11 protein-coding genes are annotated in these 14,323 nt (G+C 51.8%); 3 read left to right on the top strand and 8 right to left on the bottom strand.

The features are described 5' to 3' along the window. Nucleotides 1–72: 72 nt before the first annotated feature. The 5 genes from ABD843_RS14250 to ABD843_RS14230 all read right to left on the bottom strand — a co-directional run bounded on the left by ABD843_RS14250 (nucleotide 73) and on the right by ABD843_RS14230 (nucleotide 5,148). On the bottom strand, nucleotides 73–246 hold the full coding sequence (locus tag ABD843_RS14250) for a DUF4295 domain-containing protein (RefSeq protein WP_345084467.1): 174 nt from the start codon (nucleotides 244–246) through the stop codon (nucleotides 73–75). Between the two features lie 21 nt (nucleotides 247–267). After that, nucleotides 268–450 carry a 50S ribosomal protein L33 gene (rpmG, locus tag ABD843_RS14245; RefSeq protein ID WP_345084465.1) on the bottom strand — a complete coding sequence of 61 codons (183 nt, stop codon included), beginning with the start codon at nucleotides 448–450 and terminating at the stop codon, nucleotides 268–270. A 34-nt stretch (nucleotides 451–484) separates the two neighbouring features. Next, complete coding sequence (rpmB, locus tag ABD843_RS14240) at nucleotides 485–721, bottom strand: 50S ribosomal protein L28 (protein ID WP_345084463.1); 237 nt, start codon at nucleotides 719–721, stop codon at nucleotides 485–487. A 120-nt stretch (nucleotides 722–841) separates the two neighbouring features. Beyond that, nucleotides 842–1,582 (bottom strand): bacillithiol biosynthesis deacetylase BshB1, encoded by a 741-nt coding sequence (bshB1, locus tag ABD843_RS14235; protein WP_345084461.1) that lies wholly within the window; start codon nucleotides 1,580–1,582, stop codon nucleotides 842–844. Nucleotides 1,583–1,674: 92 nt separating this feature from the next. Then, entirely contained in the window at nucleotides 1,675–5,148 is a 3,474-nt protein-coding gene (locus ABD843_RS14230) for a hypothetical protein (RefSeq protein ID WP_345084458.1), read from the bottom strand. A gap of 230 nt (nucleotides 5,149–5,378) precedes the next feature. On the opposite strand from ABD843_RS14230, the gene ABD843_RS14225 reads away from it, so the two are divergent. From ABD843_RS14225 to ABD843_RS14215, 3 genes are all read left to right on the top strand, one after another. Continuing rightward, a complete protein-coding gene (locus ABD843_RS14225) occupies nucleotides 5,379–7,397 on the top strand; it encodes a T9SS type A sorting domain-containing protein (RefSeq protein ID WP_345084456.1) in 2,019 nt (672 codons plus the stop codon). Between the two features lie 78 nt (nucleotides 7,398–7,475). Then, entirely contained in the window at nucleotides 7,476–7,883 is a 408-nt protein-coding gene (locus ABD843_RS14220) for a hypothetical protein (RefSeq protein WP_345084453.1), read from the top strand. Then, a complete protein-coding gene (locus ABD843_RS14215) occupies nucleotides 7,883–8,329 on the top strand; it encodes a GNAT family N-acetyltransferase (RefSeq protein WP_345084450.1) in 447 nt (148 codons plus the stop codon). The genes ABD843_RS14220 and ABD843_RS14215 overlap by 1 nt, the downstream gene beginning before the upstream one ends. Before the next feature lie 4 nt (nucleotides 8,330–8,333). Here the strand turns inward: ABD843_RS14215 and ABD843_RS14210 are convergent, their stop codons facing one another. The 3 genes from ABD843_RS14210 to ABD843_RS14200 all read right to left on the bottom strand — a co-directional run. Continuing rightward, nucleotides 8,334–11,435 carry an efflux RND transporter permease subunit gene (locus tag ABD843_RS14210; protein WP_345084446.1) on the bottom strand — a complete coding sequence of 1,034 codons (3,102 nt, stop codon included), beginning with the start codon at nucleotides 11,433–11,435 and terminating at the stop codon, nucleotides 8,334–8,336. A gap of 148 nt (nucleotides 11,436–11,583) precedes the next feature. Next, on the bottom strand, nucleotides 11,584–13,605 hold the full coding sequence (locus ABD843_RS14205; protein WP_345084443.1) for a tetratricopeptide repeat-containing sensor histidine kinase: 2,022 nt from the start codon (nucleotides 13,603–13,605) through the stop codon (nucleotides 11,584–11,586). 119 nt (nucleotides 13,606–13,724) lie between these two features. Then, nucleotides 13,725–14,323: DUF1697 domain-containing protein (locus ABD843_RS14200; protein ID WP_345084440.1), on the bottom strand; the 599-nt coding region annotated here is incomplete at its 5' end.

The following is a 14,323-nucleotide window of genomic DNA, read 5'->3' as shown; positions in this document are numbered from 1 at the left end:
GTGAGAGTGGCTGTATGATAATATGTTTACAGGTCCCTGGGTATTATAGTTCCCGGGCCTACAGGGGTTGGCTTACTTTACGTTGGCAAGGAAATCTTTCACTTTATCCTTGTGCACCATACCCTCTTTGAAAGTATATGCACCGGTCTTGGGGCTGCGTACCGCCTTTATGACCTTGGTGTAGTTCTTTGCTTCTGCTGCCAGCTTAGGGTCTTTCTTTATCGCGGTCTTAGCTGCTTTTGCCATTGATCAGAATATTTTATAAGATTATTTAATTTCTTTGTGAACTGTGACCCTCTTCAGGATGGGGTTGTACTTCTTAAGCTCCAGACGCTCAGTAGTGTTCTTTTTGTTTTTGGTGGTAATGTAGCGGCTGGTGCCGGGCATGCCGGTACCTTTATGCTCGGTGCATTCCATTATTACCTGAACGCGGTTTCCTTTCTTGGCCATTTTATAGAATTATTTACTTTACTTGACTGAAAAATTAGATAGCGACACCGTTAGCGCGGAGGTCTTTCACTGTATTGAGCAGACCGTTCTTGTTTATGGTACGGATAGCATCAGTGGTCAACTTCAGCGTTACCCAACGGTCTTCCTCGGGCAGGTAGAAACGCTTTGTCTGCAGATTGGGCAGAAAACGGCGCTTCGCCTTCTTGTTAGAGAAAGATACTTTGTGTCCTACTACGGGTTTTCTACCTGTTACCTGACAAACGCGAGCCATGATCGATTATTTTTGGGAACGCAAAGGTACGGGAAAGATCAGAATAAAAAAATAAAAAAATAAAAAAATGATAGACGTACTGTTTCTTCCTGGTGTACAAGCGGGCAAAAGTAAGTGTTTTTAGGCCATTTCGGGCAGTATAAGGGCATCAAGGCTGGCTATGCCGGGTATGTTCTCGCATACGAAACCCTCGGCATAGCGGGTGCCTATGCGCTTGCCCATAAGGGCATCACGACTGCGGAGGTCGTCAAGGAAACGGCCGGTAGATATATATGTGGCTGGCTCTGTGGACGCGGGGTCGTGGAACTGGCTGGTATAGCACTTTATGGCCTCCATCTTCTGCTCGAAGGTGTCTGATATGTCTACGAGGAAGGTAGGCTCCAGCATTCTGTCCTGTATGATGTGGAAGACACGTTTGGGGCGCCATGGCTTTTGCGCCTCGCCTTCGTGCATGGTCTCTATCCTGGCCAGCCCGGCCAGGAAGCATGCATCGGCAATGAGCTTGCCGCCCTTGCCATGATCGGGGTGGCGGTCGCTGAGGGAATTGGCTATCACTATCTCTGGCCGGAAACGGCGTATATATGTTATGAGCCTGCGCTGGTGGGCCTCGTCGTTCACAAAGAAGCCATCGGCCATGCGGGCGTTCTCGCGCACCGCTACACCCATCACTTTGGCAGCGTGCGCGGCCTCTTCGTAGCGCTGGGCCACACTGCCGCGTGTGCCTAGCTCGCCCTCGGTAAGGTCTACTATACCTATGGCCTGCCCGGCCTGTGCATGCTTGATGAGGGTTCCCCCGCAGCCAAGTTCCAGGTCGTCGGGGTGGGCCGCAATGGCCAGTATGTGCAACTTAATGTCTTTCAAGATAACAAGGGATATTTTGAACGGTTGCAAAAATACGCATCATCTGCAACTCTTCTTCATTTGCTGCCTTGCCTCTTTTATACCCAGTGCTTTTATTTATTCCCGATGATCTGGAAATACTGCTCTACCATCTGGCGGTAGTAGGGACGCAACTGCGGTGGAACGGTCTTGTACTGTTCCAGCATCTGCTTCTTATCGGTGATGTACTTCTGCAGCTCGGCCGGTATGGGGCGGCTGGGGTCCCCGGCGCTCTTGGAAGAACGTTTTTCGTCCTGCTCCTGCTCGCGTATGGCCTTTTCGGCCTCCAGCAGGCGGGTCTCTATCTCCTTCTGCCGTATCATGAGGTCGGGGCTATTGACGCGGCGGTTCACAAGGTCGGTCTCGTTCTTGTCCATCTTCTGCTCCAGCTCGCGCAGCTCTTTGCTCAGTGCGCCCATGCCCTTGCTATTGAGCTTGCTGGCCATCTCGGCCAGCTGGCGGCGTATGGCGGCCTGCTGCTGGGCCAGTTTTGCCAGTTGTTCGGCATTGCCATATTCGCCATTATCACCCTCCTGGCCATTGCCGCTACCCGCACTACCCTGCCCGTTGGGTCCCTGCCCGGGCTTATTGCCCTGGCCCGGTTTCTGACCCGGCTGTTGCCCCGGCTTATCACCATCCTTCTGACCTTCCTTGCCATCGCCGGGCTTGTTGCCGGGCTTCTGCATCTTGGACATGCCGTCGCCCAGCTGCTGCTGCTGGGTAATGATATCGGACAGTTGCGGCCCGCTACCCGACTGGCCTTTTTTGCCCCCCGGCTTGCGGCACATACCTGCCGAGCCACCCTGCTTGCCCTGGCTCTGCTGCTGCATAAGGTTGGCCAGAAGCTCGTTGAGCAGGAGTGCAAGATTGTTGGTGTACGTCATAACGTACTGCTGATCGGTAGTGGCAGTGGGTATGCGGCGATCCTCGAGGTTCTTCACGGCCATCTGCATACGGCGCTCCAGGTCTGTGGTAGATTTGTTGATATTGGGCGCCAGCTTCACTATGCGCTTACTGAGCTCGAACAGGCTGTCGCGTATCATCTTCGAATTGCGGTGCAGCTTGTTCTGCTCGGTCATATTCTCCAGGTATGCCTGCGATGCCGGGGAGGTGACCTTTACCTTGTCCATAAGGTCTTCCTGCGCAAATGAAAGGCGTATGAGGTTAGAAAGTATCTGGCGCGTGGCCTTTATGTCCAGCTCTATCTGCTCCATGTCCATACCTGCGGCCTTTTCGCGCAGGCTTTTGGCCATTTCTTCCAGGTTCTTCGCGGCATCGTCCTGTTCCTTACCTGCCTTGTCGTTCTGCTTCTGATCCAGGTCCTGAGCGCCCTGTTCCATATCCTTGGCCGCATCCTTGCCCTTCTGTTCCTCGTTCTCCATGCGGTCTTTCTCCTTGGTCTCTTTGGCCAGTTGCTGTGCCTCCTTCAGGTCTTCCTTCAGTGCCTTTTCCAGTTGCTCCTGCAGCTTTTTCTGCTCCTTGGCCAGGGTGGCAGCATCTTTTTTATTCTGTACGGTCTGGTCTTTCAGGTCGCGTTGCTTCTGTGCTATCTCCTCGGCCTTATTGGCCAGGTCTTCCATGCGCATCTGCAGTTCCATGCGCTTCATCAGCTCCTGCATACGCTCCATGTCCATACTGAAGAGCTTGTTCTCCTGCTCCAGCTGTTTCATGGCCTCCATGGCCTGCTCCTTGTTCAGCTTCTGCATCAGCTCCTGCAGCTTCTCCATCTGCTTCTTCAGCTCCTCGTTCAGCATATTATTGAGCTGTTTGTTCAGCTCCTGCTGTTTTTCCTTCAGGTCTTCGCTATAGTTCTTCTGCTCGCTCTGCTGTATCTGTTCTTCAAAGCGTTCCTTCACCTTCTCCACCTGTGTTTTCAGGTCTTTCTGCTTCTCCATCATCTGCTGCAGCATCTGTTCTGTCTGCCAGTCCATGTTGCTGCTCTGCATCATTTTGTTCTGGGCGTCCTTGTAGTCGCTCTGCAACTGTTTGGTACGCTCGGCGCTGCTGCTTATGCCTGCATTTATCTGCTCGCTGTTCTCCTTTATGGCAGAGTCCATCTGCTCGGCATCGTACATCTGGTAGCTCATCACATCGCTGCGCGATGCCTTGCTGCCATGTACCCCATCATTGTCCCATGCCTCTATGTAGTAGGATACCTTCTGCCCGGCGGCAAGGTTGAGCGAGTGAATATCGAAGTACTGCTCGAAACTGGCGAGCGCGCCTGAGCCGATCTTCAGCGGTATGCTCTTGCTTTCTACGGTCTTGGCACCAGCGGTAATGTTGTAATGGAAGAGTACGCGGGAGATACCATGATCGTCTCCGGCCGATCCGCTCAGGAGTATCTGCTTGCCGCTAAGGCTGTCGCGGAACTGCTGCAGCTCTATGACAGGGTACTGGTCGGGGATGACCTGTACATGGTAGGTAAAGCTATCGGCAACGGCTGCTTTATTGTTGAAGAGGGTAAGCGTATAGGCACTATCGCCCATGAAGCGCGAACTATATGAATACTTGTCGGTACCGCTACCCAGTGTTACTGCATTGCTACCCTCGAAGCGGATGGCAGCAGCATCGGTATGGTTGGTAAGTAGTGTCCAGCTTACGGTACTGCCCACAGGCAATACCATATCGCCAAGGCTGTTGCGCACCTCGTCCTTCTTGTCCAGATAGGCAGGATAGTGTATGGCTATACTGAAAGAGCGCAGCACGGGCCGCTGTATGACCCGTATGGCATATGGCCTGGAGCGGAAACCTGCCGCATGAAAACGGAACTCCATGGCCTCGGTAACATTGCGGAAAGTGTATTCGAAAGTATGGCCTTCTGTGGGGCGCATGGCTACCAGTTCGTCGCCTATCTCTACAGATGCATCGGCAGGCAGGGCATCGCCCTCTACCTGCATGGTGATGGAGAGATCGCTGTTACGAACAGCAGTAAGGTCCTTGTTCTTCACCACGAAGCGGAAGGGCGCAGGCCGCTCGAACTCTGTAGTGGGACGCAGCAGTCGCTCGCTGCTTTCTTTGAACACATTGGGCGCGGCTATCAGTATGAAGATACCGGCCATGAGCGGAGGTAGCAGGAAACGCAGATACCTGCGGTTGCCCGAGAGGTCTATGGCCGATGAGATGGGAACAACAGATATCTGCCCTATCTTCTGGCTGATGCTGGCCTCGGCCAGTTCGCGGCTTTCGCGGTCGGCAGGGCGGCTGTGCAGTTGCAGAATGTTCAGCAGCTTATCACTTACCTCGGGAAAGTGCCGGCCTATGATCTCGGCGGCCTGCTCGTGAGAGATAACAGAACCAAGGCGTGCCATTTTTGCCAGCGGAATGGCTACCCATACCACCAGGGCCGAAAGACCCAGCGCCACAAATACCGAAAGCAGCCCTACGCGCACCCATACCGGCAGGTACAGGTAATACTCGCCCAGGGTGACCATAAGCACATAGAACAACACACAACTAAGGAATACGAGTACACCCCTTATCAGTTTATTGGCATAATACTTTCGTATGAATGCATCCAATCTCGCTACCAGCCAATCGTAATTGTTCATAGAGTTCTGTAACAACGCAATTTAAGGGAATTTGGGGATGGATGGACGTTTTTGCAGGGTAGCATACTTTTTATAACATTTCCATATACCGCAGGTGAATAAGCAACAATGTATAAGTATCGGCCGATAACTGCGACCACATCATTTTACCATTAAATGTGCGCTTCTATCAAACATTTTCTATTTCTGTACTGTCTTAAAGTGTGTATCTACCATGAGGAACTAAAAACATGAGAAAATATTTATTGTTCGTTCTTGTCATTACCTGCGGTATGCTAAGGGCATACGCGCAGACCATCATCTACTCTCAGAATTTTGAGAGCGTTGCCGTACCCGGCCTGCCTACGGGGTGGACAGAGACCCACTCTGGCGGGGGCGACGGGTGGGAGACACATAAAGGCCCCACACGCTGGCCACTAGGTGAGGTGGCCGACCACACTACATACTGCATAGTAGATGACAACAAAAAATTCTGGAACGATGTAGCACAACTGACCACAACTACCTTCAGCATGGCAGGGGCTACGAACCCACACCTTTCTTTCGACTGCGTACACATGGGTTTCTGGGGATATGAGATAGCCTGGGTGGAGATATCGACGAACGGGGGCGCCTCTTTTACCGTATTGGATACTGTGGATATCACCGGCCTATGGGCAACGGAATTCATGGACATGTCTGCCTATACTGGCGCTACCAATTGCAAGCTGCGTTTCTGCTATCACAGTACGCCCGGTTCGGGCGCCTATGGTGGCGGCCTGTTCGGCTTAGCTATCGACAACATAAAGATCTTCGACCCCATAGCCGCTGCCGACCTGGGCATTACCTACATAACCCCACAGAAGGGCACAGTAGAAAGCTATGTAAGGGTGGGCGATTCCGCCACCTTCATAGGCGGTATATACAATGCCGGCCTGACGGATGCAACGGCCTATACGGTATACTGGCAGATAGGCAGCGGTACGCCTATGTCGCAGTTCTTCACTTCTCCGGTCTGTACTTCGTTCGGGGTCACATCTTTCACGGCGTTCTCGGTACCCTATGTGGTGCCATCTGTGGGTCCTAAAGATGTGAAGATATGGATAGCGGCACCCGGCGATACCAACCCCGCCAACGATACCATACGCACCACCATCACCGGGTTCGCGGCACCACACATGCCTACCAAAAGACTCTTTACCGAGGAACTGACAGGTACATGGTGCGGCTGGTGCCCCAAGGGAATAGTATATATGGACTCGCTGTGGAAGATGGATTCGGCATATGCCAGCATAGTATGTGTACACTCTAAAGTAGAGCAGGATGGTATGGCGAAAGATAATGCTACCACACGCATATACGACACATTCACCAACCGCAATATGATGAATGGCTACCCATCGCTGATACTGGACAGACGCAAGAAGCACCTCCTGGACGAGACATTCAACGAGATGCGGCTGAACAAGAAAACATTCGGCTTTGCAGACATAGGCGTGACACAGACCACTACCGGCGGCGTACTAAAAGCACGCGCCACCATAAAACCCGCCATGGAACTGACCGGCGACCACAGGCTGGAACTGATAGTGACCGAAGATGGCGTGACGGGTACGGACTGGTGGTTCCAGCAGGCGAACGCCTACCATATCTCTGCGCTGGAAATGTATGGCTGCGGCTACAGCTTTGACGACTCTGCCGATATAATAGCCCCCGGCAGCATAAAGTTCCGCTTTGTAGCCCGATGGAGCATTCCCGAAGACCTATACAGGAACCCCAATGGTATAGCCGGAAGCCTGCCCTCTGCATTGCATACCGACTCTTTCTATTCTTACGACTTTCCGGCTGTGACCATACCTGCCAACTGGAACCCCAACAGGCTGCGCTGCATAGCCCTGCTGATAGACAATAATACTGAAAGCCCCACCTATGGGCATGTGCTGAACAGCGCTACCACATCGCACCCGCCGGTGGCCGGTGCGCCTGCTGCTGTAAGCAGCACAAGTAACGCAGCACCCGTAGAGATGCGGCTATACCCCAACCCTGCCAGCGATGAAGTAAGGGTATCCTTTGCACTAGGCGAAGCCACTGTGACGGATGTATGTGTGTATGATGCACTGGGCCGCAGAGTGGCCATAGCGCCCGCCCGACAAATGGCAGGCATGCAGGAGATAAGCATATCTACTGCAGACCTGCCCGCAGGCCTTTATACCGTAATGCTGCGCAGCGGCGATATACGCGTATCGCAACTGCTATCGGTGGTGAAATAATAAGGAGTGTAAACCATAGTACCGGGCATTTGCCGCACTGGCGAATGCCCGGTATTTTTGTAGCATAACAATAATGCTATGAACATTTACACTTTTGAGAACGACATTACGATATACTGCCTCACTGCCACTTCCTTCCCCGATGGACTGGCAGATATCTACAACAGGCTGCATGCCACTTATCCGCCCGGCAATGGCCGTACCTATTTCGGCATATCGTGGCCGGATGGAAAGGGGTCGCTGGTATATAAGGCAGCGGTAAAACTGACCGAGGCCGACGGCATACCGGGTGGCGAGTTCTCGCCCTTTGTGATAAAGAAAGGCGAATACCTGGGCAAGGACATTCACAACTTCATGGCCGATGTAGAGAGCATAGGCCGCACATTTCAGCAAATGATACAGGACGACCGTATAGACCCGAACGGCTACTGCCTGGAAATGTACCTGAACCCAAATGATGTAAGATGCCTGGTAAAACTGGCCTGATGGCACTAAGAGAAGCTACCCTTGCCGACATACCACAAATGCAGGTGGTGCGCAATTCGGTACGCGAGAATGTACTCTCCGACCCCGCGCTGGTACCCGATGCGGACTATGTGACCTATATGACCGAATATGGTAAGGGATGGGTGTATGAGGCCGATGGACATGTGGTGGGCTTTGCCATCGCCGACCTTTTGCATAACAATGTATGGGCCCTCTTCCTGCACCCGGCCTACGAACGCCGGGGCATAGGCCGCAGGCTGCACGATGCCATGCTGCATTGGTATTTCTCGCAGACCGCTGCCACCATATGGCTCAGTACATCGCCGGGTACGCGTGCAGCGGCCTTCTACCGCACAGCAGGCTGGCAGGAGACAGGTACATATGACAAGGGCGAGATACGTTTCGAAATGAGGGCCGAACAATGGCGGGAACGTAACGCGGAGTGAGCTATCATTCCCCCAGCCTATCGGCCTCGGGTATAGATGCTTCCTTCACCTTGCGGCGCGAAAGGTAGCTGTATATGACCGGTACTATGAATAGCGACAGCACGAGCGAGAACATGACTCCGCCTACTATGACCAGGCCCAGTGGCTTGCGGCTGGTAGATGCTGCACCCAGCGACAGCGCAATGGGCAGCGCACCGAACACCATGGCCAGGCTGGTCATGAGTATAGGGCGCATACGCAGGCTGGCGGCCTCTACTGCTGCATCCATCCTTGATGCCCCCTTCTCACGCAGGTTGTTGGCGTACTCTACTATCAGTATACCGTTCTTGGTAACAAGGCCTATGAGCATGATCATACCTATCTGCGAGAAGATATTGAGCGTTTGCCCGTATGCCCAGAGCGTGAGGACAGCGCCTGCCAGCGCAAGGGGCACTGTAAGCATAATGATGAAAGGATCGATGAAGCTATCGAACTGGGCTGCAAGTATGAGGTATATGAGCGCCAGCGCCAGCAGGAAGGCGAACGAAGTATTGGACGCACTCTCTGCATAGTCTTGCGAAGAACCTGCCAGTCCATAACTGAAGCTATCGTCTATCACTTTTTCTTTTTCCAGCTTTTCGTAGATGGCCGTCATGGCATCTATACCATCGCCTATGGTCTTGCCCGTGGCCAGGTTGGCCGATATGGTGGCCGATTTGTAACGGTTGTAGTGGAATATCTGCGAAGGGCTTGTGGTCTCCTTCATCTCTACAATGTTATCCAGCGATACGAGCTCGCCACTGCGGGTGCGCACATAGTATTGCCCGAGGTCCACAGGCTCGTCCCTGTCGCCACGGAACACCTGGCCTATCACCTGGTACTGCTTGCCGCTCATGGTGAAGTAACCCATGCGGCCATTGCTGAGGGCGAACTGCAACGTCTGCGATACATCGCTGATGGACACGCCCATATCCGATGCCTTTGCACGGTCTATGCTTACGGACAGCTCCGGCTTATTGAACTTGAGATCCACATCCACACCCTGGAAGGTCTTGTCGGCATTGGCCTCGTCCATGAAGCGTGGCAACACCTTCTGCAGCTTGGTGAAATCTATGTTCTGCAACACGAAGGCTACAGGAAAGGCGCTACCGCTGCGTTTCACCGATATTGTCTGCTCCTGTATGGGGAATGCCTTACCGAAGCTCTTTTTCTGCAGTCCCTTGCCCAGGTTCTGCACTATATCGGCCTGACTGCGGGTACGCTCATTGGGCTCAGAGAGGCGCACATTGGCCATGCCCGAATTGATGGAACCATTGGAGAAGCCGGGCGCTGTAATGGAAAGCACCACCCTCTTCTCGGGTATGCTGTCCATAAGCACATTCACCAATTGATCCATATAGTTGTCCATGGCATCGTAAGATGTGCCTTCGGGCGCACTGACCTGCAGGCGGAAACGGCTGCGGTCCTCCATGGGCGCGAGCTCGCTCTGCAGACCTTTGCCTATGAACCATATAAGCGCGAAACATGCCAGCACACCTGCAAGCGCTATCCACCGGCGGCCCATTATCCATACCAGGCCGTTCTTGTAGGTGCGCTCCATCCACAGGAAGAAGGGCTCTGACCGAGTGTAGAAACGCGAGGGTTTGTGTACATCCCTTGTCATGAGCACATTGAGCACAGGTGTGAGGGTGAGTGATACGAATGCCGATATAAGCACGGCGCCCGCCACCACTATACCGAACTCGCGAAAGAGCCTGCCGGTGAAGCCCTGCAGGAATATGATGGGCAGGAACACTACAGCCAGTGTGATGGAAGTAGAGATAACCGCAAAGTATATCTCCTCGCTACCCTCTTTGGCGGCGCGGTGCTTGTTCATGCCCTGCTCTATCTTTCGGAAGATGTTCTCTGTTACCACTATACCATCATCTACCACAAGGCCGGTGGCAAGTACTATGGCCAGCAGGCTGAGGATATTAATGGTGAAGCCCATGATGTACATGATGAAGAACGCACCTATAAGGCTCACCGGGATATCGATAAGGGGGCGGAAGGCAATAAGCCAGTCGCGGAAGAAGAGGTATATGATGATGATAACGAGCAGGAAGGCAATGAGCAGTGTTTCCTCTACCTCTGTTATAGACTTCTTGATAAAAGTAGTGGTATCCATTGCGATATCTACCTTGAAGTCGCCGGGGATGTCTTTCTTTATCTGCTCATAACGCTTGTAGAACTCATCGGAGATGGCAACATAGTTGGAGCCCGGCTGCGGGATGATGGCCAGCGCCACCATAGGTACACCACTTTCCTTTAGCTGTGTTTCCTCATTGGCAGCGCCCAGCACTGCCTCGCCTATATCGCTGAGGTGTATATCGGTACTGTCTATATTGCGAATGATGAGGTTATTGAAATCCTCCTCGTTATTGAGCCTGCCCAGTGTACGCACAGCAAGCTCGGTACCTGCACCCGATATCTTGCCCGCGGGCAGCTCTACGTTCTGCTTATCGAGCGCTGCCTGCACATCGGAAAAAGTGATACCATAGGCAGCCATCTTCAGCGGATCGAGCCAGAGGCGCATGGCGTACGACTTCTGCCCCCATACCTGTATGCTACTTACACCCGGTATGGTCTGCAGACGTTCCAGCAGTACATTCTCTGCATAGTCGGTAAGCTGCATGGGGTTCTTTGTCATGCTCTGTACCGTCATAGATATGATGGGCGAGCTACTGGCATCCGATTTGGCCACTACAGGTGGGCCATCTATGTTCTGTGGCAGGCTCTTTATGGCCTGCGATACCTTATCACGCACATCATTGGCCGCAGCCTCCAGGTCGACAGACAGATCGAACTCTACACTGATGCTGCTGGTACCCTGCAGGCTGGTCGATGAAATGTTCTTTACACCGGCAATACCGTTTATAGATTTTTCCAGCGGCTCTGTGATCTGCGATTCTACCACATCCGGGTTGGCACCTGCATAGGTGGTCTTTACATTGATGATGGGCGGATCGATGGACGGATAGTCCCTTACGCCCAGCGTTTTGAACCCTATAGCCCCGAATACAACAATGATGATGTTGAGCACAATGGCCAGAACCGGGCGTCGCAGCGATAATGAAGGTAGGCTCATGAATGAGATATCCTATCAAAATTAGGACATTTGACCATAAACATGTACCTACCTGTATCGACTATGTACATAGGCTGATATAGTTTTTTTATGCCTTTGCAAAGGCCACTAAGAATAAGGCAGGTATGTATTATGATATATGAGGGCTTCAGGCCCGGGATGTAGCCGGTATGAACGGTACAGCTATCTGTATATGTGTGCCTCCCGGCCCACCGGCTATCTGGAACCGGCCGCCATGTTTCTCTACCCTGTGCCGCATATTATTTATGCCATTGCCCATACGTTGCTCATTACCGGTATTCATGCCTACGCCATTGTCCTGTATAGATATATGCAGCATATCCTCGTTCAGTGAGGCGTTTATGTGTATCTGCGAGGCTTTGGAATACTTCATGGCATTGTTCAGCGCCTCTTTGTACACCAGGTACAGGTCTTTCAGCTCTTCCTTGTTCATGGGCATCACATCAGTGATGTTCTGCAGGTCCAGCACAGGTTCTATGGGCGAATCGTCGAAGAAGTCGCTGGCGAATTCCCTCATCCTGGCAAAGAGGTTATCGAGTGTCACATGCTCTACCTGCAGGGCCCATATGAGGCTGTTCATATTACCTGCCAGTTCTGTAACGGTCCTGTCTATATTATGCAGCGTATTGTTCAGTGACACATTGCCATTGATGTGTTTTTTCGCCTGCTCATTACTGAGCACTATGCGCGATATACCCGAGCCCAACTCGTCGTGCAGGTCTTTGGCTATGCGCTTCCGCTCTGCCTGCTCGGTCTCCAGTATGGTCTGCATCCTTACTGTCTCGGTATTCGCTATGGCAATATCCAGCCTTGCTTTTTGTTTCAGGTGGTTACGGTTGTAAAGCCAGCCCCCTACCCCTATCACCATCACGAACAGCCCTATGAATAGGGTGAGTTGCCTATTGCGCTCGTTCAGCAGCAATTGCTGCTTTTGCCTGGCGCTGGTGAGCTGCAGTATCTCTTTCTCTTTCTTCTCTGTTTCGTAGCGGGTCTTCATTTCCGCTATCACCTCATTATTATCCTTATTGAGTATAGAATCTTTTGTTTCGCTGTACAGCTTGTAGTACTTATATGCATTGCGATGGTCGTTCATGCCATTGTATACATCGGCATAGGCCAGGTAGTTCTCTTTTATATACTCCAGCACTCCTGCGGCCACAGCGTTCTCGTGGCCTGTGGCCAGATATTTTAGTGCTTCGGCATAATTCTTCTTCACGGCCGCCATCTCGCCAAGGCTATTGTTCAGCGTGGCCATCATGTAGCGGTCTTCCATCTCGATAGCCAGGGGCAATGCCAGCTTATAATATTTTATAGCCTCATCGGTATTCTTCAAAGCCTTATGAATGCTGCCCATACTATTGTAGCAATTCACAAGCGCTGCTATGTTGGTGCTATTATTCAGTATTTCCAGCGCGGCCTTGTTATCAGCAAGGGCATCTTCGTAGCGCTGCATGTTCACATACAGGAAAGACCTGTTCAGGTATATGGCCAGAAGCTCTTCTGTATTCTTTTCTTCTTTTTGTATGTCCAATGCGCGTGCATAGTAACTGAGCGCTTCGGTATCGTTCTTTATTTGCGCATATACTATTGCAAGGTGGAGGTAGCTGGTGCCAAGCAATTTTTTATTGTCGGGCAGGTCTTCCCTTATCTTCAGCGAACGCAGGTAATGCTCAAGGGCCATTGGGTAACGGCCCTGTGCGTTGTATACATTGGCTACCTGATCTAGCGTAAGGGCTATACCTTTTTTATCGCCCAGTATCTCTTTTATCTTCATGGAGCGGTCGTAGGCCGCAAGTCCACTATCGAACTTGCTCATCCTGCTGTACAGTCCCCCGAGATTATCCCACAATTTTGCCACCTTCAGTTTATCGGGAGAACGAGTGCCCATGGCTATAGCTGCATGGTAATTCCTCTCAGCCTCGGGGTAATTGCCCTCATAGTCGCATATCATGGCAAGCACATTATATGCCTCGGCCACACCCTGGTAAAAATTCAGCTTCTGCCCCAGCTCTATGGATGGCTGTATATAGGTACGCGCTTTCTTGCCGTCAATGCTGCGGTATATCTTGCCTAGCTTATTCAGTACATGCACACGCATGGTATCGTTGGCAGGCAAATTCTTAAGTACTTGTTCAAGGCTATCGTTCAATTGCTTGTTCTGCGCATGAGCCTGGCCATAATGCAGCCCTATAAAAAATATAACAAGTAGACATTTGAGAAAGCGCATATGCTAATATACTCAGTAATAGACCAAAACAAAAGTATAGCTCATATCTGAGCCAGCTTGCTGATGGTGGCCCAGTTGCGCGTGGTGGCCGCTACTTTCAGTTTTTTCTCCAAGAAATTATTGGAGAATTTCGTCATGCCATATGCTCCCTTCTTTACCAGTATATAAACATCTGTACCCACGATGTGGAACTGCTCGTTCTCATTCTGGAACTGCAATAGCTGCTCTACGGCCTCCTTTGCAGGCACTGCAGAAAGAAAGCTCACATGCTGGGCCATATCGGCGGGTATGTCTTTGAATGGCGTATCAGCAACTATGGCCTGTAATTCGGGAGGGGTTTTGAGAAATGTCTTTACTTCATAGCCTAGTGTCTTTAGCATGCGGGCCTCTATTTTGGCTGTGAGTGCTGGAACATCGGTACTGCTGTGTTCGAAGATCACATTCCCGCTCTGTATATAAGTAGATATGTTCTTGAGGCCGGGCATTGCAAAATGCTGGCGCAGGTCTTCCATTTTCACGGTGCGCCCACCAACATTGATGGCTCTGAGGAAAGCTATGTAACGGGTCATAGGCTCAAAGATAAGCAATGATGCCTGTGTACATGCGCCTGGTAGATATATAAAAGCAAAGAGCCTCACAT

Origin of the sequence: Nemorincola caseinilytica (assembly GCF_039540515.1) — a bacterium.
Classification (GTDB): domain Bacteria; phylum Bacteroidota; class Bacteroidia; order Chitinophagales; family Chitinophagaceae; genus Nemorincola; species Nemorincola caseinilytica.
The sequence above is the reverse complement of the archived record's forward strand: the minus strand, read 5'-3'. Positions and strand labels throughout refer to the sequence as shown.

What these genes read in the sequence shown, in the direction of transcription:
- rpmB (WP_345084463.1), bottom strand. Translation starts at nt 721, where the DNA reads ATGGCTCGCGTTTGTCAGGTAACAGGTAGAAAACCCGTAGTAGGACAC.
- ABD843_RS14225 (WP_345084456.1), top strand. Translation starts at nt 5,379, where the DNA reads ATGAGAAAATATTTATTGTTCGTTCTTGTCATTACCTGCGGTATGCTA.
- ABD843_RS14210 (WP_345084446.1), bottom strand. Translation starts at nt 11,435, where the DNA reads ATGAGCCTACCTTCATTATCGCTGCGACGCCCGGTTCTGGCCATTGTG.
- rpmG (WP_345084465.1), bottom strand. Translation starts at nt 450, where the DNA reads ATGGCCAAGAAAGGAAACCGCGTTCAGGTAATAATGGAATGCACCGAG.
- ABD843_RS14220 (WP_345084453.1), top strand. Translation starts at nt 7,476, where the DNA reads ATGAACATTTACACTTTTGAGAACGACATTACGATATACTGCCTCACT.
- ABD843_RS14250 (WP_345084467.1), bottom strand. Translation starts at nt 246, where the DNA reads ATGGCAAAAGCAGCTAAGACCGCGATAAAGAAAGACCCTAAGCTGGCA.
- ABD843_RS14230 (WP_345084458.1), bottom strand. Translation starts at nt 5,148, where the DNA reads ATGAACAATTACGATTGGCTGGTAGCGAGATTGGATGCATTCATACGA.
- ABD843_RS14215 (WP_345084450.1), top strand. Translation starts at nt 7,883, where the DNA reads ATGGCACTAAGAGAAGCTACCCTTGCCGACATACCACAAATGCAGGTG.